Source organism: Methanoregula sp. (assembly GCA_041645435.1).
Classification (GTDB): domain Archaea; phylum Halobacteriota; class Methanomicrobia; order Methanomicrobiales; family Methanospirillaceae; genus Methanoregula.
In genome coordinates this window covers 72,025-95,060 of record JBAZQB010000001.1, presented here as the reverse complement: position 1 = coordinate 95,060, position 23,036 = coordinate 72,025, and the positions used below count along the sequence as shown (strand labels likewise).

Below are 23,036 nucleotides of genomic sequence, written 5' to 3'. Positions count from 1 at the left end.
TTTACGAGGAAATCTGCATTCATTGTCATTTGCGTTTTCTCCTGAGTATTAAATACCCGGCTGCCACGATAGTGAGCCCGAAGATTCCAAAGACCACGACATTTAACGATTCCATGTTGAGCTCAATATGAGTGTCCGATACGTACAATGACGGAACATATGCAGCCGTTTCATCGCGGCCCGGGATTTTTGACACGTTCATGGACTGGTTGTTCAACGCGGCTTTTTGCGATTCGGTCAGGCTGAAAAAAAAGTCCGGACAGACTGTTTCGAAATAGGTCACTGCCGGGATCTCCCGGTCCGCCAGCCCGTTCGAGACTTCGATCATCGACTCATTCAGGATGCACTGGCTGGTGTAATTCAGGGGATATGCCGGTTGTTGATCATCCGGTATCCCCCGATAACCAAATGCTGCGATGGCAACGCTGCGCTTGCCATACTGCATACCTCCGGCTGACCGGTCATAATCTCCCGGATCCGGGTTGCTGAAATTCGGCACCCGGACTTTCATCCGGGAATACGCTGCCCGGACGTTTTGCGGTCGGGAATCAAGATATCCGGGGTTGGTGATCACCAGGTACTCTCCGGCCGATACCTCTTGTCCCGCATGTTCCTGCATCCACCGGGTAACGTTGGAAGCGTGATCGTCCCCAATCGGTTGATCCGGCAGGGCTGGAAGACCGACCGACCCGAAACTGACCGGGCCGAAAGGTTCCTGTGCGATTGCGCCCTGTTCGATTCCTATCGCAACAATCACCGGTGGGATTATTAAAATTGCGATAATTAAGGTGAACAATGCAAAGAGGACAGTCTGGTTTACGTTTCCGTCCTTCACGTCATCCTCTCCGTAACCGGTCGTTTTACCGAACCTCTGTTCGAGGAAACCGGATGCCAGCGCATCCATGGTCGCAACAATCATGCCGGTGAGCATGGATATTCCCACGAGAATGAACCATCCGCTGCTGATAATATTAAAAAACGTCCACATCTTAAAAAAATCTCCCGGGAACGGGGGATAATTCGTAGGATTCAGTAAAATATCCGTGTAAAGATAAAAATTACTGAACACCATCCCTGCGATAATTCCTGACAGGATGCCGGATGCCATTACCTTTTTTCTGGTAATCCCATGTTCTGCAAGAAAAAAAACGGATAATGCCCCGGTGAATAGGAAGCCCAGCAGCACCAGGATCAGATAAGAGTCTGCATAAATTCCAAAAAGCCTGCTGTTGTACTCCATCAATCCATGCCATCCCCCGTTTGCCAGGTGGAGAACGATGGTGAGGAGAATTCCTCCGGTAATCCCGGCAAGAACCTGGGCTTTCATCCATTGCGTTCCTGTGCCTGTTGGTTCATCGATCATGGGAATCGCTCAATCTCCAAAACACTGAGTTCCCCATTGCGTGAACCGGATATACAACCTGTCATGATGGATACTCCTTGAACGCAAACAATACCCGGTCATCTGCGTTGAGTTCGGCAAGAGCTTTTTCCCGCTCTGATTTTTTGGGCATTGCTGCATAATCATACTGGATGTAGACTTCCCGCATAGGCTTTAAAGGAACACCGGCTGCAATGAGCCGTTGTGCATTCGCTTCCTCCGGGTATCCTATAGCAACTGGAATGATGATCGAACCATTTTTCCGTTTAACGATCTGCACATATTCCCACATCGGTGCAACCTGTTCACGGATCTCAGCACTTCCATCCGTTTTAAGAATACTGAATGTCCGGTTGTAATCCGGCTCGGGCACTTCGAGATAATAATCTGCACCCATGGCTCCAACCGTGAGGATATTCACCGTGTAGTTCCCGGGCAGGGAATGGCTACTGAGGATCTGCCCGGCCTCCACTTCGCCAATTGATGCATCGACAAGGATCGCGCTGAACCAGTCGGCCTGTTCATGCCATCCCCGGGTTCCCGTATCAAGTGTCGGGCGAATCGCAGGTTGTGGATACAGAGGGTTGTATAATAACCCCTCCGGCGGGTACCGGGGCTCCGTTTTGAAGATATACGTACCGAGCGTGACGATTTCTTTGTCTGATAACGGTCGGTCAGTTCGAATTCCATGAGATTTTGCATGGGTGATAAAATCCTGATCTTTTTTATCCTCTTTTTCCCATTGCTCTATTGCGTCATTGGCATCCTGCCGGGAAATGGCGGATAAACCCGGGGAGAAACTGCCCGACCCTTCTGATACCGTGACATTTTCTGTGAGGAGATCAAATGTCTGGGTGTTGACCCCGATACGCGTCTGTTGCAGGGATTGTTCCTGTTCCACAAGCAGGATAACCCATACCCCGGGATGTTGCCCGATTGCAGATACGTGTCGCTCTGAAATGATACGGGCAGCCTGATAATCCCGGTCCGCAATCTCCCATGCCTTTCGGGATGCGTTTACATAATCGTAATCCCCCCGTGCTGTTCCACCATGGATGCTACTGAGCATCCGGTTTGCACCGACAACGATCTCTCCTGCAGACACTCCTCCGCGTTCAACCGGGAAGGTGTACCGTATTTTTCTTCCATTGATGTCTTCTATCAGACCATAAGCCGTCATGTTCAGGGTTGCATTCCGGTATGATGGCCAGCTGTGGATCTCAGGGTCGTCCAGCTGACAGCGCCAGAGATATGCGAGGGCGTGGATGCGGGCTGTTTCAACCGTCACCACATTTTCGTTGATCAACTCCTCCGTAATCGGACGGTCATCCGGAATATCCGGTGTCCTGTCAGGTTCCGGCGATGAGGAGCCCGGAGACACCGATGCGTAATAGTTGCGGAGGATGCTCGTATCCTGCTCTGACAGAGGGAGCCGGACATCGATGCCCTGCGCCATGGCATAATTCACGATCCTGCTGGCATTTGAATCCTGCAATTCCCACTGTGCAATGCGTGCCGGGTATTCGATTTGCGGGATAGAATCAAGACAGGACCAGGCGTATTCATGGCCGTTGTAATCTTCGGAGGGGTGGTCCGAAACGATTTCATGAGTGAACGCATCGACGATGATCCTCTCGTTTGCACCGGCGGTCGTGTTTAGGATAATGACCATGGCACAGAGGTGAGGGTACCCGCCGCTGTAGAGGGCAGGCGTATTCGACAGGACCGGGTAATCCGGGTACCGGGCTTTGACGATATCTTCTGCATCCAGTGCAATCCGCGAATGGTTGTAGGAAGGTGGCCCTTCATATAACCGGAAAATCCCGTGACCCAGAAGTTTGTTTGCAGCCGTCCAGAAATAACCCGGAATGGTTCCTTTGTTTCTGAGATAAAATTCATAATACTGCGGCCTGCCGTTGATATCATAGAGGATGACCGGTTCGGGATCGAGAGATGCAGAAACCCAGTTCGGTGCGGAACTGTAGGGACCCTCAATGGCAAACCTCCAGAATTCTGCAAGTGACTGGTTGTACGCAGTTTCAATGGGAACTTTGTTGGGATCTGCGGTGGACCGGAGGGAGGTATTCTCTTTTTGAGTGTGTATCACTCCAGTAGCTGTCTGGTTAACTGAATTGTCGATGCACCCTGATCCAGCAACATACACCAGCAGCAGAATGAACAGTATAGTTTCCCCGATTGAACCGTTAATTGTCTGAAACAGTTTATCGAACATATTCCCTACCAGTATTTTTTCCAGTCAATAAAGCTCTCATTGTCGAGTACTCCACGATCTATGTCAATATAGACAGATGCCAACCCATAAACCCGGGATGTCGCTGAGCCTGCCGTCATGGATAAACGAACCATTCCGGAATACGGATACGCCCATCCAAACGAGATGGGTCCGTGCGATTCGTTCATGTAACTCTGAAATTTTTTTGACGTTAATGCAATCCTGAGGGCACTTTCTTTTTGTTCCCGGGTAATTGCCGGGGCGTTCACATATTCCAGAAACTCCCGGGAGGGCAGATATGAGGTGGACGGGGCGATATCAACGGAAACAATTTCCGTCGCAGAGAACATCCCTGCAAGTGTCCCGAACGGCAGATTTAGGTTTGATATTCCGGACCCTGGAACGAAAACAGGGTTCTGCAATGGCCATCCGCCCATGCCGTACCCGATAACCGGGCCGGGCTGATCAGCACAGGATGTATTCACATTATACACAACCATAACCGTGAGCAGTGACTCGCACCGGATGAACGGGAAGGAGCACGGCCTTGTTACCATGCAGTCTTTCCCGCACCAGGTCACGTTCGGGTAGAGCCGGGCAGCCGACTCGTTCATAGTCACGAGCGGTTCTACGGGATGGGGTTTATTATACATCGACATGTCCTTTTGCCCTGCGAGAGTCTCCGCATGGGTCAGATAATACGCAGTGTCCATCGTCTGGTTCTCCGCACTCACGCCCGGGATCGAAACGATCGCTGCAAGAACCAGAACAATGACGGTAAGCATATGAAATTTCATGGTTTCTTTCACCCCGCCAGCAGCTGCATCCGGTGCTATCATCGAAATACCAAGGCTCTCTGTTAAGGTAATCACCATCAATCACATCCCTCTTTGTTCAACCGGTTCACCATCAGGCAAACCGTATTCCAGTAATAAACAGCAATGAACTCCATCGCATAGACCTCAATTGAATGCATTCATCCAGAAAAAAAGCCAGAATCCGTTGAGAACAACCGAAACCGCAAGGAACGGTTTCGTCCTCTGTGCTGCACAAAATCCTGCAAAACCGCAGATTGCTGAAAGAATTAAAATAAAAATGATTGTGTCGTGATGAATAAACACCATGTTATTTGCACGGAACAGGGAATACACAGTAATAGATAACAGGGGAAGCGGTAGTGCCCCGGCAAGGATTGCACCGGCCCGGTTCCCGGTATACCAACCGTAGATGATAGCAATTGCCGGGAAAAATGAGAATAAAACACAGAAGGCAACGAGCAGCATTATCCATACGATTACATCTCCTGCGGTTCCCAGCGCAGGCATCCTGGTGAAGGAAAAAAATCCGATCGCACAGATGACTACAGCAATCGTGACTGGTACAATCTGTTCCTGAATTCTGGTTAGAAATGTCATATTTATTCAGCTCCTGTTAGCAAAGCTCTCACTGATGCCGTGGTGTCATACCGGCAGGTTTCTGCGATCATATCCTTGAGAAATTGTACCGGTGACATACACTTTTCTCCCCCCCTTTCAACAGCTGCACCCGGTACTATCGCTGGAAATCCACTGGCTGCTGCTTGTGCCCCCCATTGCCGCATCAAAGACCTGAATGTGATCACTTGTGGTGATCAGGCGGGACCACAACAGCCGTTCCGAAGATCGTGCGAATTTTATCGTATATTTTGTCTCCCCCACCCGGCTGCCTTCCCCGGATATCTCTATCCGGTGAGAGCACTGCTTCCATGCAGGATCGAGTATGATTGCTGAGGTTCCGGTAACGCGTTCCACCCGCTGCCCATATATCACATAAAATCTGCCGGTTGTCGTGATCGTGGCAAGGGACCTGCCTTCCGGATAAAAAACCTGTTCAATCTCCGTCTTATTCACGATATACAGGGGGGGAGTCACATTTCCCGGGGTGGGGATGACCAAATCGATCCGCGTGATCGAGACCGAATTCTCATAGTGGTACTGATATCCACCATGTTCGGGGTTTTCGGTCTGGTTGTCCTCAAAGTGGAATGATCCCACAGGAACCGGTGCCAGGGAAACGGTCTGCAGCTTGCCACCGCTATCCAGAATTTCGGTCACCCGCTCACTCCGGTTGATGAGGAGGAGTCGGGCACCCGGAAATTCATAGAGGCCAATGACGGAGTCCGATGAACCGGTGATCTGTGCCCGATCCATCAGGGAGTCTATGAGTACTTTCCGTTCAGAGTAGCGCTGCAACGGGGGCAGGGTAAGGTTCCGGTCAGGTTCGGATTCCCCGAATTTATTGAGGAAACTCTCCTCAAATGTCGGCTGGATATCTGTTGAATAGCTCATCGGCATAGTATCAGAGCCACAGGTTCCGAGAGAGAATCTATGCTCCGGGCTGATGACAAATATCGCAATCCATAAAATAATGATAGCGCTGCACACGGTAACAAGGATCTTTTCCCATAGTCTCCGGTCGATAAGATTCATGAGTATTTTTTTCTCCTAGATAATGTGAAACGAGGCTAGAATTCCGAGAGCCAGTCCGAAGAGCATCAACACAAGAAATACCCGGGCCCAGAACTTTCCTTTATAGATTCCCTGGGGGTTTGGGTCACGCGGGAAGAACTGCGTGTCGATGTAATCCCGGAAGTACGGGCGCCCGCACTCAGGACAGACCTGGTGAAAGATTTTATCTTTAAATCCGCACCGGGGACAGGTGAACGGCTTTTCATCGTCGGTCATGGCGTCTCCGCTGGTTTTTGGGCAGAGAGGTTACCGGGTTCTGAATCCTGATGGTGAAATCCAAGCGCACGGGAAAGAAACAATGCTCCGATAATGGGTAACCCGAACATGTAGTAAACCCAGAAGGAGAGTTCAGATGCTGTCGGGCCGGTGCCGATTTTACTGCCGGGGGCGTACTGCGGAGGGAAGATCAATCCGTAGAGAAGGAGTGCGGACAGGATGCAGACGACAAGTGAAAGGATCACGAGCCCCATACCGCCGTCGTTTGTCTGTTTTTCCGAATAGAAGAAAAGAGCGCTGCACGGGGCGAGGAGGAAGAGTGCGGCCTGCCCGGTGTTCTGGTTCAGGAACATCATATCCGGAATGAGGGGAAGCGGCGAGATGAATGATGAAAGAGTAATTACGGTGAGGGTAATGGCGAGCGGAATTCCAAAGTACCAGAGCCGGGACTGATTTTTGGTAAGGCTGATAAAGAATATGCAGCCACAGGCAGAGATCAACCCCAAAACTCCCTGAAGTGCTGCAAGATAATTGGATCCAAACCAGGGAATTTCCAAGCGCGATCCGGAAATTCCCCCGACGAACACGAGAAGAAACATGCCAAAAACTGAAAAAAATATTGCCGATAGGACAGCAAGCGCCAGAGATTTTTTATCCATCGTCACAGTGATTCACTCTGGTTTTTCGTAGTAATTTTCTACCCCGCTGCTTCAGACTTCAGGTTTGATTCTTTATGTATAAATATGCGCATGATTATTAATTCCTGAAAATTATAAGGGCTTGTCGTCTGCCAGCGGGCAGGGTCATCCGGTTCGCATTCGAATGCTGATGATACCGATGACCAAAGCGGACAGAGCACAAAAAGTACCAAAACCCGGAGTCTGTGTCGTTGTTCGAACCGGTGAAATTACTTCCGGAACTCGCGAGGGGGTCGTTGCAATTACCCCCATCACCAATGTGGGTTTTGATAACGGAAAGCTACTTGGATCGAGCGTGAACAGCGAAATTTCCTGCACGGGATTCTCTACCGGGTTATCCCGTTTGTCGGCCGGAATATGCGCAAGATCCATAAAGATGATCCGGTTACCGGAGATTGCGGGTGCGAACATGTTAGGAATATCTTTGAGGACCTGGTACTCCTTTCCGGAAGAAAGATCGAACATCATCAGCCGGTTGCTCTCATTATAAGGATTGTAAAGGAGCATGGACGGCCATTCCATCCAGACGATCAGATCGCCCGAGATATCCGCTGCCTCCTGCTCTTTGATGCCGGTGGCAATCACCGTATCCTCACCCGTTGCAATATCGTACACGTACACATCAAAATTCTGGTCACGGCGATCGCTCCAGACAATGCGATTCCCCGAGATCTTCGGTTCCGCCTGCGGACCTGTTGCATTGCAGATGACTCTCTCTTTTCCGGTTGTGAGATCATAGAGGTAGATGTCCCGGGAAATCCCGTCATTCCGGTAATCTTCCCAGACAATCCGGGAACCGTCGATCCTGACGCTGGTTTTGTCCCATGCACCATGTGAGGCGACGATCTTTTTTCCGGTAGTCAGGTTATATGCGATGATATCCGGCGTACGGGAAGCTGCTGCAAATCGTTGCTCTGTCCAGACAACCGTATCACCGGAGATCCCCGGGTAGCGAAATACGAGGTGGCCGGAATCGTCTGGAGTTTCAATGATTGTGCTTTTTTTCCCGGTCGTGATATCATACATATGTATGCCCAGATCTTCAATCCAGATAACCCGGTTACCGGAAATTGCTACCGGGTGCTCGTCACCCGTATAGGTATCACGTCCCGTTCCATCTGGTGACAACGAAGAGATGAGCGTTTCAGTCCCGGTCGTGATATTGTAGAGATAGATGTTATATGCAAATGCAATATTTGAGATGTGCTCGGCCCAGACGATCCGGTCCCCGTCGATCTGGGCTGATCGCCAGATGATGCCGGTGTGGTTGCTGATACCAAACGTAGTGGTGCCGGGTGCTATCTCATCGGCCGCTGCACTGCCGGGAGCACAGCATACCGACAGCATTAGCAGAAGGAGAAAAAACAGTAGGATGGTATGCCTTCCTTCAACCAGATTTGCCCGGCGCTGCATCTCGTGCTCAAGGGAAATCATCATTTCTTCCTCTTCAACAAAAAGATCCCGATAACAACGAGTCTCAGGAATATTCCCGCCCGGGCGATGGGGGGCAGGGACAGTGCTCCGCCCGCGTCAGTCCCCGGCGTCCCACTGTTCTGTGCTACCAGCGTTGGACCATACTCTGCCACAACCGAAAATATCGTGGATCCGGTGCCGGTTATATTGGATTTCATCCAGCCCACGGTCACAAAATATTCACCGGGTGAAAACCCGGATGTGTCCAGTTCAAACGACCAGCGGTTGGTATCCCTGCCTGCAATGACCGGTATCGTCTTAGTGCTGATGAGGGTATTGGTGTCGAGGTTTCGTATATCGGCATGCAAGGGATTTTCCACGCCCATGTTCGTTGTCCCGCTGATGGTGATGCGTTCGCCGGCAGTCAGGTTGGGCAGCTGACCGTCAGGGTTTGCACTGGATTTCTGATCAAAATGGACGGATGGTTCTTCGACAATGAAATAATAAGGTGTCAGGATATCGTCAATCCCAAAAAGCGTTATGCTGTTTTGAAGAATCCTGACAACCGGCTCTGCGCTTGTCCTGATACCCTGCTTTGGCCCGATATCGGCTATGGCGGTTCCCTCGTTCTGGAGAGTGATGTTTCCGTTATCCGCTACCCGGGATTCAATGTCCATCTTTTTGTTTGTCCCCGGATCCTGGATCACAAAGGCATATTGACCACTGGAAAATTGCCCGGTCTCTTCCGGTTTTACGATGAACGAATAATTCCCTTCTTTGTCCGGGTTCACGGTTTTTACGGTGAAGTAATCTCTTCCGATTATCCATCCTGCAATCGAACCATTGGTTGCACCCGTTCCGGTGATCGTGAATGAGTCACCTTTTGCGAGAGTTTGCTGGCCACTCGATATGAAGGTCGTGGATGCTGCAACCGGTCCGACAATGAATATCAGGAGTACGAGTAGGATCGCTGTACATTTTTTAAGGGGTTTCATCTCTTCTCGCCATCCGTTTAGGATATGGATCAGAATGCTGAGGGTTCTTAAACGATTTCTGTGACAAATCTCTACCCATTGACCCTGATATGATTGTCACAGAATCTTTATGAATGATATAACCGAACTTCTATAACCCGATATGGATATACTATCGAGACAGGTATTCCACGAGTGTCTTCTCTCTTAATGCAGGAATGTGCCGAATGGAAAACAAAAAAATCCTGACCACAATCGTTCTGGGAATTCTGATTGCGTTAGTCATCCTTGAGTACGTTTACATCCCCCTTTTCGGTATGAAACCCGGTGATGAAGCAATTCCCTTTTGGCAACACCTGCCGCAGGCAATTATCTTTCACACAATCTACCTGATCTCTCCAGCGCTTATGAAGCCGGCGAATTTTCTGTTGTACTGGTGCGTGGGGTTCGGGATATGGATGGGTTTCCGCCAGATATCTACCGAGAATGTACTTGATTGTCCTGAACGGCAACGGATTTTTTCATGGATCCAGAATCATCCCGGTATCCACTTCCGGGAACTGGAACGGGAGACCGGCACCAATCGCGGCACGCTCTCGTATCACCTGGAAATACTGGCACAGACCCATACCATTCTTACCACCCGGAGTTCGGGTCATACACGTTATTTCGAGAATGATGGAAAATATTCAGAACTTGAACAAAAAATCCTGTCATCGTTGAATAATGAACGGAAGAGTACAATTCTTCACATACTGCTTGATGCACCGGCCACCCAGGCAGAGCTCAGCAACTTCCTTGATATATCCAATCCATCGGTTGCATGGCATATGAAAAGGCTATATCGTGAGGGGATCGTCTCGATACAGAAACACGGCCGACAACAAAAATATTGTCTCAATCAGGAATCTGTGGTGTTTTTGCAGAACTATTTTTCCGGCAATTCGGTCGGATTGTAAAAATCTGGACTCCGCGAACAGGTCAGGGTTTTTCATTTTTGTTGCGCTCTTTGTATTGCTGAAAATTTTCCGACTTATTAGTTTCATACGTTTTATTTTCTCATTTTTTATCCCATTCCCGGAAAAAACGACATTCATATTCGCATTCCGGCAGCCTTTCCGGAGCCCGGTAGGGGTAAACTATGTGGCGAAAAAGCCTCGAAATAATACCCTTTGACGGGCGTTGGGCGAGGCGCTTTCCTGCCGTATTTTGGCATTTAGCGCAATATTCAGGCACATTCCCCACAGGAACCGAAAAGGACGGGTTTACGGGTTTTTCCGGGATTGACCGGCATATCGGGGAGAGAAAAGGAGCCCCCATAGGGCTTATTTGACCTCGGGGTCCTGACCCCTTATTCCGGGGGCCTCCGATTGGGGGCAAATGTGGGATTGGTTGTCTCACATCTCCACCCCGGAAAAAAATGCGTCTCATATTCGCATTCCGGCAGGGTTTCCAGGGCCCGGATGGGGTAAACTAACTGGCGAAAAATCCCTCAGTAAAAAGGGGCTTGGCGGGCAATAGGAGATGGGCTTTCCTATCGTATTTTGACAATCAAAGCGATATTCAGGCGTATTTTCCACAAGAACAGAAAAAGGGGGATTTGCGGAGTTTTCCGGTATTGACCGGCATACAAAAAAGGGTAAAGGAGCCCGTATAGGGCTTATTTGACCTCGGGTCCTGACCCCATATTCCGGGCGCCTCCGACTTGGTGAAAATGTGGGATTGGTTGTCTCACACTTCCACCCAAAAAAAAGAGCCTCACATTCGCATTCCGGCTGGGTTTCCGGGGCCCGGATGGGGTAAACTAAGTGGCGAAAAATGCCTCGATTAAACAGGCCCTGGCAGGCTTTAGGAGAGGTCGTTTCCACCATTATTTTGGCAATCGGGGCGATATTCAGGCATATTCTCCACAGGAACCCCAAATAGGGAATTAACGGGGTTTTCCGGTATTGACCAGAATCTAAAAACAGGAAAAGGAGCCCGTATAAGGCTTATTTACACTCAGGGTCCGGAAACCCCGATCTTCAGGTACCGGTAAGATGCGAAAAAGAGAAGGGACAATTAAAAAAAAATACCGGGGATAATTCCCCGGAGCAGACGTAATTAACATCTGCCAGCTCAGTCCAGCAGAACTGCCATAGCCTCATCGTGCCGTGCATCCATTACGTAGTCAATGCCGGAAACCTCTGCTGCTTCCGGGGTGAGTGCCATCAGGTCATCGCGGGACATGGTCGAGAGCCGGAAGTTCCTGCTGCCTGCCATGAGCTGCTGGAGACCGGTCCTGAACTTCTGGGTATAGGTGTAAATACCGACTGCACCCAGAGGGATCTCAGCCATGCGGGGACCGAATTTCTCATTGAGGTCTTCATAACAGACAAAAATTTCTTCCAGTTTGGTACCATACTTCGAGACGGTCTTTGGCAGTTCGCCACCCTTTATCCACTTCCCGATGTTCTTGCCGACAAAGCCGGGGATCATCAGACCGCGACCCATGCAGACCGCTTTGAAATACGGGCTGCCCATGGCAAGTGCCTTGAATGCACCGGGCTCATCCGAGAAACCGCCGGCCATTGCAAGGTCTGGTACGCGGAAGCCTTTCTTGTCCAGCTTGCAGGCAAAGTCATACGCGAGTGACTGCAGGTAGAACGTAGGAATCCCCCATTCGTTCATCATAGGCCACGGGCTCATGCCGGTACCACCGGGTGCTCCGTCAATCGTGAGCAGGTCGATTTTTGCTTCGGAACTGTACCGGAGGGCCATTGCCAGTTCAACCATGGAGTACGCACCGGTCTTAACGGTGATACGCTTGAACCCGATGTCGCGCAGGCGGTCAACCTCTTCCAGGAACCCTTCTTTGGTAATAAAACCAAGCCGGGAGTGGCGCTCAAACTCCTTGATCGCTCCAGCCTTGAAAGCGGCCTGGTTCTCCTTAAGAGTCGGATCGGGAAGAACGAGATAGCCACGCTTCTTAAGCTCGATTGCGCTCTCCAGGGATTTTACCGTGATCTCGCCGCCGATGCACTTGGCACCCTGTCCCCACTTGAGTTCAATGGAATCCATATTGTGTTTGCTGGCGATATATTCCGCAGTTCCCAGCCGGGTGTCTTCCACGTTCATCTGGACGAGCATCTCTCCAAAATCGTCGTGGAATTTCCTGTACACATTAATGCGGCGATCCATCTCGGGAGATTCAAGAACTTTACCCTTGTTATCGAGTTTTAAACCAGGATCAACACCGCAGACATTTTCACCACAAACAAGGGTGATGCCTGAGATGGCTGCACCGATCGCAAAGTGTTCCCAGTTTACCCGGGCAATTTCAGTCGAGCCAAGAGCACCTGTGAAAATGGGCAGGCGCATCCTTACTTTTTTGTCCCATCCATATTCGGTCTCGGTATCTACGGTCGAGAAGACCGCTGTATCCGGACCGGCTTCAACGTCATCGGGAAGTCCCTTTGCACCGACAGCATACCCCTGGATATTGAGATGGGAATAATCGATCGGGTAATTCTTGTCAGCACCTGAAGTAATCTCGCCAAACGGGCCGGGGTAGAGTACTTCCCTGCCCCTGAACGATGATAACCAGATCTCGCAGCTGCCTTTGCATCCGTCCATGCACCGGGTACAGATACCTGAACACGGAGCTACATTCCGTGATCGGTTCACCGTCCCGGTTGCTTCGTTTGCATTTGGCTGTCTAAGATTCATCAATACACTCCATGTGAATAACGGACATTCTTCTCTGAAAACACGATAAGGGATGTTTGGGCGAATATCGATCTCAACTAATTTTGTTTAAAATCTGTTCGCTAATAAGCGCTTGCTTTCCCACTCATGATCACGATAAGGTATGGTTTTGGGCAATATACAATTTCACGGCCGAATCAAAACAGGATTTACTGAGTAAAACTAACATATTATCCCTAAAAAAAAGTACCGGGAATAATTCCCGGAGCAGACGTAAAAAAATATATGAGATCAGTCGAGCAACTGTCCCATCGCCTCATCATACCGTGCAGACATAACGTAGTCAATGCCGGAAACCTCTGCTGCTTCCGGGGTGAGTGCCATCAGGTCATCGCGGGACATGGTCGAGAGGCGGAAGTTCCTGCTGCCGGCCATGAGCTGCTGGAGACCGGTCCTGAACTTCTGGGCATAGGTGTAGATACCAACTGCACCCATGGGTATCTCTTTCATGCGGGGACCGAATTTCTCCTTGAGGTCTTCATAGCAGACAAAGATCTCTTCGATATTGTTGCCGTACTTGGATACCGACTTGGGCAGATCGCCTTCTTTGATCCACTTGTCGATGTTCTTGCCGACAAAGCCGGGGATCATGAGACCGCGGCCCATGCAGACTGCCTTGAAATATGGGCTGCCCATGGCAAGTGCCTTGAATGCACCGGGCTCATCAGAGAAACCACCGGCCATTGCAAGGTCAGGTACGCGGAAGCCTTTCTTGTCCAGCTTGCAGGCAAATTCATATGCAAGGGACTGCAGGTAGAACGTGGGAATACCCCATTCGTTCATCATAGGCCAGGGGCTCATGCCGGTACCGCCAGGAGCTCCATCGATGGTGAGCAGGTCGATTCTGGCTTCAGAACTGTACCGGAGGGCCATTGCCAGTTCAACCATGGAGTATGCACCGGTCTTTAACGTAACGCGCTTGAACCCGATGTCACGCAGGCGGTCAACTTCTTCTAAGAACCCTTCTTTGGTTACAAAACCAAGCCGGGAGTGGCGCTCGAATTCCTTGATTGCTCCAGCCTTATACGCGGCCTGGTTCTCCTTAAGAGTCGGGTCCGGGAGAACGATATAGCCCCGCTTCTTAAGCTCGATTGCACGCTCAAGAGACTTGACCTTGATCTCGCCACCGATGCACTTGGCACCCTGTCCCCACTTGAGTTCAATGGTGTCCAGGTTGTGTTTGCTGGCGACATATTCCGCGGTTCCAAGCCGGGTGTCTTCAACATTCATCTGGACAAGGATCTCTCCAAAACCGTCGTGGAATTTCTTGTATACATTAATACGGCGATCCATCTCGGGGGACTCGATAACTTTACCCTTGTTATCGCGTTTTAAGCCAGGATCAATACCGCAGACGTTTTCACCACAGACGAGCGTGATACCGGAAATAGCTGCACCGATCGCAAAATGTTCCCAGTTTGCCCGGGCAATTTCAGTAGAGCCGAGAGCGCCCGTAAAAATGGGCAGGCGCATCCTTACTTTATTGTCCCATCCATATTCGGTCTCGGTATCCACGGTTGAGAAGACCGCTGTATCCGGACCGGCTTCAACGCCATCGGGTAGTCCCCGCGCACCGACCGCATATCCCTGGATATTGAGATGGGAATAATCGATCGGGTAATTCTTGTCAGCACCTGCCGTGATCTCACCGAACGGACCGGGATAAAGTACTTCCCTGCCCCTGAATGATGATAACCAGATCTCGCAGCTGCCTTTGCAACCGTCGATGCAGCGGGTGCAGATACCTGAACACGGAGCAACATTCCGTGAACGGTTCACGGTTCCGTTTGCTTCATTTGCATTTGGCTGTCTAAGATTCATGAATACACTTCCAGTTAAATAACGGAATATCCCCTGTGAATAAACACGATAGGGTTGTTTGAGCGAAAACTGATCTCAAACAATTCTTGTTTAAAATCTCTTCGCTAATAAGCGGTTGCTTTCCACCCATTAATAACCGTTACGGTTTTTTTTCGCGGTGGCAATACATTTCCACCACGTTTTTACATAAAATAGCATCAAAAAATGCAAAATTTACAAAAAAAATTCTAAAAAATTAAAAAATCAAAAAAAAAGAAAATCTCAGATCTTGATCAGATCATAAGCGCGGTTACCCATGCCAATCTCTTCTGCATACCGGATCTGCCGGAACCCATCGGTCTGGGCATGGACACCTTTGAACTTGTCCTCTCCCGTGTGATGATGGGCAGTAAGAAGGGAATCCGTATATCCCTGCTGCTGGTTTACCAGATCAAAACTGGCTGCATCAATGGCAACCGGATCGAGCGAGGCAAGGATACCGATATCCGGAACAATCGGCGCATCACTGAACGGGAAGCAGTCGCAGTCGGGAGTGATGCGTATCAGGAAGTTCATGTACCCGATCTTCTTATCCTTTGCTTTCGTTGCACCATACGCATGTTCAACCATCCGTTCCATAAATTCCGGAATCTCGGTCTCCCAGTCAATATCGATCGCGTGTTCCGGGCAGGCATGCATGCACTCAAAACAACCTATGCAGAGAACCTTATCAATCACCGATGTATCATTTTCAATACTGATCGCTGCCTTCGGACAGACATCCGTGCACGCACCGCACCCGGTACATTTCTCTGCTATCGAAAACGGGCGGGCATTGTGCTGGGCACGTTTGCCTTCCGGAGGAGCACATCCCATGGCAAGATTCTTGATGGCGCCTCCAAAACCAGAGACAATGTGCCCCTTGAAATGACTCAGGACAATCATGCTCTCTGCTGCGGCAATATCGCCGGCAATTGAAACGGTCTTAAAATGTTTTTTGTCGATCTCAACCCGGGCAATATTTTTGCCGGACAGACCATCAGCTATGATCACCGGTGCTCCGGTTACGGCATAATCAAACCCGTGCAGAATAGCGGTGGTGATATGCTCCACCGCATTTGACCTGCTCCCGAGATAGAGGGTGTTGGTATCGGTCAGGAACGGCAATGCCCCGCACTCTTTTACTTTTTCCACAACCTGTCGGATATAGACCGGGCTGATAAACCCGTCATTGCCCATCTCACCGAAATGGAGTTTGAGTGCAGTCTTGTCATGGGGTGCAATAAGTTCCGAAAATCCCGCCCGCTCAAAGAGCCTGCGCACCTTTGCCGTGGTACACTCCTGATCGGAATGTGCCCGGAGGCTCGCAAAATAGACCCGACTTTTCATGATAGTTCTCCACCGGGTGGAAGTAACACCTTAAAAGAGAATAATCCATCGGTGACAATCTGGCAAGGGTAGTGAAGGGGCGGTCTGTAACATTATGTTCCCGAATAAAGCAGGATATGATTGTGTTGCATTCCGGAGTAATCCTTATCAGAGATAAAATAGAAAAAAACAGCTCTGTTGAAACCTTCTTTGATACAAGCGGTTGCTCCTGAGGGGCTCTTTGCACAAAGTGCCTTCGCCCCCGCCGCCCGGGCAACCCCCATTTGCGATAACTCTTAAGGTTGATGAGATTTTTTAGGGGGTCAAGGGGTGCTCCCCTTGGGCTGCTTACCCCTCTGGGGGAGAGAGGGGGGGGTCACAATCCTAACTGCCACAGAGGAGCAGGTGAATAAAGGAGATGAGGATTTAAACAGAGCCTGAAAAACACATCAGGTCAATGGTCTAAAAAGAAAATTTAAAAAAAAAAGAAAACGCCTGGGAATTATTCCCGCTTGCCGAGTTGGTGGTCAAGGTAAAAAAGGTGCCCGGGCACATCGCCGACCGTCATAATCTGGGCAAGGATCTCACTGGCATTGCTCTCCTCTTCGACCTGCTCTTTCACAAACCACTGGAGCATCTCGAAGGTTGCGTGGTCTTTTTCCTTGGTTGCAAATTCGACAAGAGCATGGATCATACCCGTTACTTTCTGTTCATGGGTATAGACCTCTTCAAAGACCTTGCCGGCAGATGCCCATTTTGCCTTTGGTGCCTCAATAGCTCCGAGTGAAACTTTTCCCCCGCGAGCTATAAGGTAATCAAAAAATTTATCCCCGTGTGTCTGCTCTTCTCGTGCCTGGGCTCTCATCCATTGGGAAAAACCCTTCAGGTTGACGGATGCGAAATAGGCAGACATTGCAAGATACAGGTATGCAGAGTACTACTCGCGGTTTACCTGTTTGTTTATTGCTTCTTCCATGGTCTTGGAAATCATACAGAAAACCTCCGATTAATCGATGTTGTTGGTTTTCATCAGTATAATGGTTTCGTTATACGGCAAAAATGCAGAGCGGACAGCAGGCATCTGCAACAAACGCTACCTTACCGGAAAAAGAAAAATAGAAAAAACTGCATTGTAGAAAACTTTTTTTCACGTAATATATTGCCCCCCTCTTGCGCCACCAGTCCCCGGTTGGGGGACGGGCGCAGTGCGATTGTCCGAATAAGGTTACAGAAAATACGTTGTCATCGCAATGGGGGGTGCCCCAGTGGCGGGGGCGAAGCTCCCGTGAGTTATTCATGGCCCTTTGGGCCACAGGCGACCATGGATATGACTTATCCATTGTAGCGTCAGAGTTTTCTCAATGATTTCCTATGAAACGCTCACGATGCCTGCGGCCACAGGCACACAGAATGAAAACGGAAGTTCCATTTTCATATTAAATCAGATTATTTGGAAAAAATGGAGATATATCCTTTCTTCAACTGCGATGAACGCCGCCGCCCCCGATGGGACGCCCCGGCGGCGGTTTTACGGACTGCTAAAAAATGAAACCTCATTGCCCCGTCGTGCCTGAAGAGAGGCCCTGAGGCGGGGGAGAATCACAAACATGATTTTTATGGTTCGGGTGTGAACTCCCGTTCATGCCTGTTTCTACAGTGCAGAAAAAAACGAAAAAATTACCTGCCAACCTTGTTTTTCTCAGATTTCATGTCTAAAATGATCTCCAGTTCGAGAGATTTGCCATACGCCTCCTGTGCTTCGTCGCTTCTTCCCAGCTCGTCAAGGCAGACCCCCTTGAGGTACCAGGCAGAGATGTCGTTGCCGTTTAAGGTTGAAGCCCGTGTGCTGGCGAGCAGGGCATCTTCGTATCGTTCGAGATTGTAGAGCGCTAGACTCTTCTTGGACCATGCATCAGAATAGTTCTGGTTAAGCGCGATCGCCTTTTCACAGTCAGAGAGTGCTTCACGGTTTTTTCCGGCATCAATAAGAAGTGATGCCCTGAGGTACCAGCCTTCGGGATTGTCCGGATCGAGCGCAAGCGCCTGGTTATAATAGGCCAATGCCTCTTTGCACTTGGTCCTCCTGGCATAGGACAGACCTTTTTTTAATAGTTCAACCGCCTCTTTAACGGTCATGAATCACCCCATGAATCAGTTACAAGATCCCCAAATATTTTTTTAACGGCATCTTTTTCATACGCCTTATTATTTTCATGAGCTTCGAGCAGGTGTTGTGGGGATTCCCAGACGAACCAGTCTTTCATGGTCATATACGAGAGAAGATGATTGGACAGGTTAACCCCGATTTTGTAGAGTTCATAGTAGTGATCGAGCGTGGGTTCTGCATTCCAGTTGACCAGGGACAGGGGTTTTTCCATAATCTCGAGCATGTTATCCCCGAAAAACTTGGACTGGTACCAGGCAGTCTGAGTCCACCGGGTGGTGAGCATCTCCTTTACCTCAAGGTGATTAAATTTTTTCATCTGGGGAATATTGAGGACCGGCATCAGTTCATCTGCGGGCAGGGTTTTTGCAAGAAACATGTCACGGGAATAAAACATGGCCTTGTTCAAGACGAAGTACCTGCGGGGAATGATCTCCTCCTGGTCCATCATTTCATCCATATCATTTTTACTCTCTTTCATGACATGGTAGAGCTGCGTTTTCCGAATCTTGGGCATACGGTGATATACACTGGCATTGATAATCGCATTCCAGGGAAGCTCATTAATATCATCGTTAAAGTGAGAGAAAAGAAGAAACAGCATCTGGATGAGTTTCTGGACGGGGAGTTTCTTCTTCTTGGTGGATTCATCCTTTAACGCATCAAGGTAGATCTGTCGCATACCCCGGTATACGGAATCACTGGTATAGGAGCAGACGTGATACTCTCCTTTTTTTACTGCCGCTCCTTTGATCAACAGGTTCGTGCAGTGTTTTGCAATGACAAAATCCTTGAGAAGTCCGACATACTGTGCGGGAAAAATAATGACATTTCTGTCAATTTCATACGTGTATACATCGACGAGTGTGCCGCCGGGTTCAGCATCCGGCTGGCGGAGGAGCGAGATCTCTGTATCAAGAGTCACTTCAGTATGATTGATAAACCGGCGAATGGGTTTGGACAGGGGCATTTCAGTTTTCATCTGCAATCTCCGCAATCATCACACACTGCTGCTCAAGCTGATTCTATGTCACTTGGCGCCAATGCATCATAAATTATCGTTATAAACCGGTACAGGTCAGTCGTAGTATCCTTAATGCATGACAATGATTATTTTTTCTTTCCCGGGCTCAAAAACGAAGGGAAAAGGCCGGTCACGGCATTGGATTTTTTCGGGCGGAATACACCTTCATTTGCGTACCTCACATCTTCAATCGAGAAAAAAGCATGAGGGTTTGTTGTCTGCAGATGTGCAGTAATACGGGATACATCGACACGGTTTACCAGCGTGAGAATCATCTTGACGTTGCCCCGTGCACCTTTTGCATCGAGACTGGTGACCCCGATATTTTCTGACTGGAGAAACCGGGTAATCTCTTCATTGGATTCTTCTGTCGTGACAATGCGCATGATAACCATGCCGATTGATAACTTCTCTTCGATTATAAGTCCGACATAGGTTCCCATCGCAAAGCCGAATGCAAATGCAAAGAAATTTGCTATATTGGTAAGGTCACTCATCACGACTTCCATGGCAAGCAGCCAGATAATTATCTCAAAGAAGGCGATGATGGGGGCAAGATACTTGATCCCCCGGGAGATGTAGATGACCCGGATGGTCTCCATGCTCACATCACCGATTCGGGCGATAAAGATCAGGAACGGGAGAATGACCATTGCATAGAGTTCAGGATTGATGATGAAAAACGACATTATTTCGCCTGTTTACCAATTCGATGACCCGACATATTGATCTAAAAAAATGTTAACGATTGTTTCTATATCAACGTTATCCGGAGTAAGTAAGAAAAGGGAGAATTAAGGGTTATCCGGAAACGGATACGTGCCGGATTTTCACGCGTATTTTGCAGGTTCCGTATCGAATTTTTTCTTGCATCCCGGTGCACAGAAATAATATTTCTTCCCCTTGTATTCACTGGTGAACTTTGCGGTCTTCTCATCTACCGTCATCTTACAGATAGGATCGATTGCCATTTTTACAACACCTCAGTTATCTCCCTTTCTTCGCGTCGGGTATATACTTTGTGAGGAGGAGCGAAAGCGTGACTACCGTAACGGAACTTGCTGCCATAGCAAGAGCCGCAAGCTCGGGCCGGAACGTGATGCCCAACGAAGGATAGAGCACACCTGCTGCTACCGGAATGAGTGCCGCATTATACGCAAACGCCCAGAAGATATTGCCCTTGATCCGGCCCATCACTTTTTTGGAGAGCTGGACTGCTGCCACAGCATCGAGCAGATCATCTTTCATAAGGACGATATCCCCGCTTTCGATCGCGACATCGGTACCACTGCCGATGGCAATACCCACATCTGCCTGTGCAAGGGCCGGCGCATCATTGATGCCATCACCGACAAACGCCACGACTTCCCCCTGTGCCTGGAGTTTTTTTACTTCGGCCTCTTTATCCTGGGGCAGCACTTCTGCAATCACCCGGTCGATGCCAATCTGTCGGGCAATCGCATCGGCCGTTCGCCGGTTATCACCGGTGATCATGACGATCCGGACTCCCATTTTTTTGAACTGCGTTATGGCATCCCGGGTTGTGTCCTTGAGAGTATCAGCAATGGCAATTACTCCGGCCATCCGGCCACCCACAGCAACAAGCACTGCAGTCTTGCCTTCCTGTTCGAGAACCGTTATCCGTTCATCAAGCCCATCGGGAATTACCAAGCCTTTTTCCTCAAGGAAAGCACGGTTGCCGATAAGAACAATTTCTGAAAGTACAGTCGCAGCTACTCCTCTGCCGCCAAACGTATCGAACTGCGCTGCGGGTTCAATGTTCACCCCCCGGCTTTCCGCCCGTCTCACAACGGCCTGTGCAAGGGGATGCTGGGAGTTCTTTTCGACACTGGCAGCCAGAGAGAGGAGCGTCTCTTCTGAAATATCCACCGGGATGAGATCGGTCACTTCCGGTTTTCCTTTGGTCAGGGTTCCCGTCTTGTCAAAAATAACGGTTGTCACCTTCTCGGCAACTTCGAGCGCTTCACCGTTCCGGATCAGGATGCCGAGCTGTGCACCGCGACCAACCCCCACCGTAACCGCGGTCGGGGTGGCAAGCCCGAGGGCACAGGGACAGGCAACCACAAGGATCGAGATGAGGGCGGTGAAGGCGAACAGGAGCGTAGAACCCAGCAGGAAAAACCACACAACAAAGGTGAATGCTGCAATGACGAGCACGGCAGGAATAAAGTACGTGACTGCAACATCCGCGATCCGCTGGACCGGGGGTTTTGATCCCTGCGCATCCTCCACCATCCGGATGATCTGGGCAAGTACCGTATCTTTGCCGACTTTTGTTGCTTTCACGGTGAGCACGCTGTTGGTGTTCAGGGTCCCGCCAACGACACGACTCCCCGGTGTCTTTAAGGGCGGGACGGGTTCTCCGGTGATCATCGCTTCATTGACATAACTTTCACCGGCCACAACTTCACCATCGACGGGCACTTTGGCTCCTGGTTTCACAAGTACCTGGTCCCCGACAACCACATCTTCGACCGCCATCTCCACTTCCTGCCCGTCACGGATCACAATCGCTGTCTTGACCCGGAGGCCGGCCAGTTTCTTGATGGCTTCAGAAGTCCTGCCTTTTGCCCGCCCTTCAAGATACCGCCCAAGCATGAGGAAGGCCGCCAGCATGATCGCGGTATCGTAAAACATGAACTCGTGCGTGAGTATGATGCCAAACGTACCCATGACACTGGATACGAACGCTACGCCCGTACCCATCGCGTACATCACATCCATGGAGAGCATGCGGTGCGAGAGCGAGAGCCATGCAGCCCGGAATATCGGGTAGGCAACGAAGGCAAAGACCGGCGTTGAGATAACGAACATCACGTAGCCGAGCTCATGCATGGAGATGGGGAGCGGGACCCACATCGCCAGCATGAGCGGGATACTCACCGCAAAACCGGCCATGAACCGGACAAACTTGTCGTGCAGGTCCTTATCCCGGGCAATCTTCTCTGCCTCTTCGCTCACTTCGCCGGAGATCCCGAGATACTGGTATCCCGCGTCCTCGATCGCCTTTTTCATGTCATCAATACCGGTCAGGGAGGGATTATAGGAGACATAGGCATTTTCGGTCCCGAGGTTTACGGTTGCAGAAACAATGCCGGGAAGTTCCATCAGGGCGGTTTCGATCGTCTCAACGCAGGTTGCGCACATCATACCGCCGACTTTGATCGTGACCTGGCGGTTTACGACATCGTATCCGGCCTCTTTTACTGCGTTTTCGATCGCAGCGAGGGAGACTTTGGCCGGATCATACTCGACATGGGCGCTATCGGTGCCAAAATTCACCTGGGCTTTTTTCACATCTTTCAGCCCCGCCAAAGATTCCTCAATATTCACCGCACAGGTGGCGCAGTGCATCCCCGCTATTTTTATCTCGGCCTTCTTCGTTTCCGGTTCTGGCATGGTTATCTCCCCTCACGATATTTTCGCAGAAATCCTGTTGCCCGGTATTCTCCTGTTACAGCCTTATAGTTCTTATGAATGGACAAAAGAA

19 protein-coding genes are annotated in these 23,036 nt (G+C 49.9%); 1 reads left to right on the top strand and 18 read right to left on the bottom strand.

Annotated features, from left to right (window positions below; all coding sequences use genetic code 11):
• Window positions 1–25 precede the first annotated feature (25 nt).
• The 9 genes from WC593_00480 to WC593_00440 all read right to left on the bottom strand — a co-directional run bounded on the left by WC593_00480 (window position 26) and on the right by WC593_00440 (window position 9,443).
• On the bottom strand, window positions 26–1,363 hold the full coding sequence (locus WC593_00480; protein ID MFA4823610.1) for a hypothetical protein: 1,338 nt from the start codon (window positions 1,361–1,363) through the stop codon (window positions 26–28).
• A gap of 61 nt (window positions 1,364–1,424) precedes the next feature.
• Complete coding sequence (locus WC593_00475; GenBank protein ID MFA4823609.1) at window positions 1,425–3,614, bottom strand: hypothetical protein; 2,190 nt, start codon at window positions 3,612–3,614, stop codon at window positions 1,425–1,427.
• Window positions 3,615–3,619: 5 nt separating this feature from the next.
• Entirely contained in the window at window positions 3,620–4,489 is an 870-nt protein-coding gene (locus WC593_00470) for a hypothetical protein (protein ID MFA4823608.1), read from the bottom strand.
• 87 nt (window positions 4,490–4,576) lie between these two features.
• Complete coding sequence (locus WC593_00465; protein ID MFA4823607.1) at window positions 4,577–5,029, bottom strand: hypothetical protein; 453 nt, start codon at window positions 5,027–5,029, stop codon at window positions 4,577–4,579.
• Between the two features lie 117 nt (window positions 5,030–5,146).
• On the bottom strand, window positions 5,147–6,082 hold the full coding sequence (locus WC593_00460) for a hypothetical protein (GenBank protein MFA4823606.1): 936 nt from the start codon (window positions 6,080–6,082) through the stop codon (window positions 5,147–5,149).
• A gap of 15 nt (window positions 6,083–6,097) precedes the next feature.
• Window positions 6,098–6,337 (bottom strand): hypothetical protein, encoded by a 240-nt coding sequence (locus WC593_00455; protein MFA4823605.1) that lies wholly within the window; start codon window positions 6,335–6,337, stop codon window positions 6,098–6,100.
• Window positions 6,334–6,996 (bottom strand): hypothetical protein, encoded by a 663-nt coding sequence (locus WC593_00450; GenBank protein MFA4823604.1) that lies wholly within the window; start codon window positions 6,994–6,996, stop codon window positions 6,334–6,336. Before WC593_00450 ends, WC593_00455 begins: the two co-directional genes overlap by 4 nt.
• A 144-nt stretch (window positions 6,997–7,140) precedes the next feature.
• The gene (locus WC593_00445; GenBank protein ID MFA4823603.1) at window positions 7,141–8,472 is read right to left on the bottom strand and encodes a hypothetical protein; all 1,332 of its coding nucleotides are present in this window, start codon (window positions 8,470–8,472) and stop codon (window positions 7,141–7,143) included.
• Window positions 8,469–9,443: a hypothetical protein gene (locus WC593_00440; protein ID MFA4823602.1), complete on the bottom strand. Its 975-nt coding sequence runs from the start codon at window positions 9,441–9,443 to the stop codon at window positions 8,469–8,471. Before WC593_00440 ends, WC593_00445 begins: the two co-directional genes overlap by 4 nt.
• A gap of 206 nt (window positions 9,444–9,649) precedes the next feature.
• Here WC593_00440 and WC593_00435 point away from each other — a divergent pair, with 206 nt between their 5' ends.
• A complete protein-coding gene (locus WC593_00435) occupies window positions 9,650–10,381 on the top strand; it encodes a winged helix-turn-helix transcriptional regulator (protein MFA4823601.1) in 732 nt (243 codons plus the stop codon).
• 1,159 nt (window positions 10,382–11,540) lie between these two features.
• Here the strand turns inward: WC593_00435 and WC593_00430 are convergent.
• The 9 genes from WC593_00430 to WC593_00390 form a co-directional block, all read right to left on the bottom strand.
• Window positions 11,541–13,130 (bottom strand): FMN-binding glutamate synthase family protein, encoded by a 1,590-nt coding sequence (locus WC593_00430; protein ID MFA4823600.1) that lies wholly within the window; start codon window positions 13,128–13,130, stop codon window positions 11,541–11,543.
• A 270-nt stretch (window positions 13,131–13,400) separates the two neighbouring features.
• On the bottom strand, window positions 13,401–14,990 hold the full coding sequence (locus tag WC593_00425; GenBank protein MFA4823599.1) for a glutamate synthase-related protein: 1,590 nt from the start codon (window positions 14,988–14,990) through the stop codon (window positions 13,401–13,403).
• Window positions 14,991–15,251: 261 nt separating this feature from the next.
• On the bottom strand, window positions 15,252–16,358 hold the full coding sequence (locus WC593_00420) for a DUF362 domain-containing protein (GenBank protein MFA4823598.1): 1,107 nt from the start codon (window positions 16,356–16,358) through the stop codon (window positions 15,252–15,254).
• A 481-nt stretch (window positions 16,359–16,839) separates the two neighbouring features.
• A complete protein-coding gene (locus tag WC593_00415; GenBank protein MFA4823597.1) occupies window positions 16,840–17,262 on the bottom strand; it encodes a ferritin in 423 nt (140 codons plus the stop codon).
• 752 nt (window positions 17,263–18,014) lie between these two features.
• Window positions 18,015–18,473 carry a tetratricopeptide repeat protein gene (locus WC593_00410; GenBank protein MFA4823596.1) on the bottom strand — a complete coding sequence of 153 codons (459 nt, stop codon included), beginning with the start codon at window positions 18,471–18,473 and terminating at the stop codon, window positions 18,015–18,017.
• On the bottom strand, window positions 18,470–19,483 hold the full coding sequence (locus WC593_00405) for a hypothetical protein (GenBank protein ID MFA4823595.1): 1,014 nt from the start codon (window positions 19,481–19,483) through the stop codon (window positions 18,470–18,472). Before WC593_00405 ends, WC593_00410 begins: the two co-directional genes overlap by 4 nt.
• Before the next feature lie 128 nt (window positions 19,484–19,611).
• Window positions 19,612–20,214, bottom strand: a complete 603-nt coding sequence (locus WC593_00400) for a DUF5698 domain-containing protein (GenBank protein ID MFA4823594.1) — start codon at window positions 20,212–20,214, stop codon at window positions 19,612–19,614.
• A gap of 141 nt (window positions 20,215–20,355) precedes the next feature.
• On the bottom strand, window positions 20,356–20,496 hold the full coding sequence (locus WC593_00395; protein ID MFA4823593.1) for a YHS domain-containing protein: 141 nt from the start codon (window positions 20,494–20,496) through the stop codon (window positions 20,356–20,358).
• Window positions 20,497–20,512: 16 nt separating this feature from the next.
• A complete protein-coding gene (locus WC593_00390; GenBank protein ID MFA4823592.1) occupies window positions 20,513–22,945 on the bottom strand; it encodes a heavy metal translocating P-type ATPase in 2,433 nt (810 codons plus the stop codon).
• Window positions 22,946–23,036 lie beyond the last annotated feature (91 nt).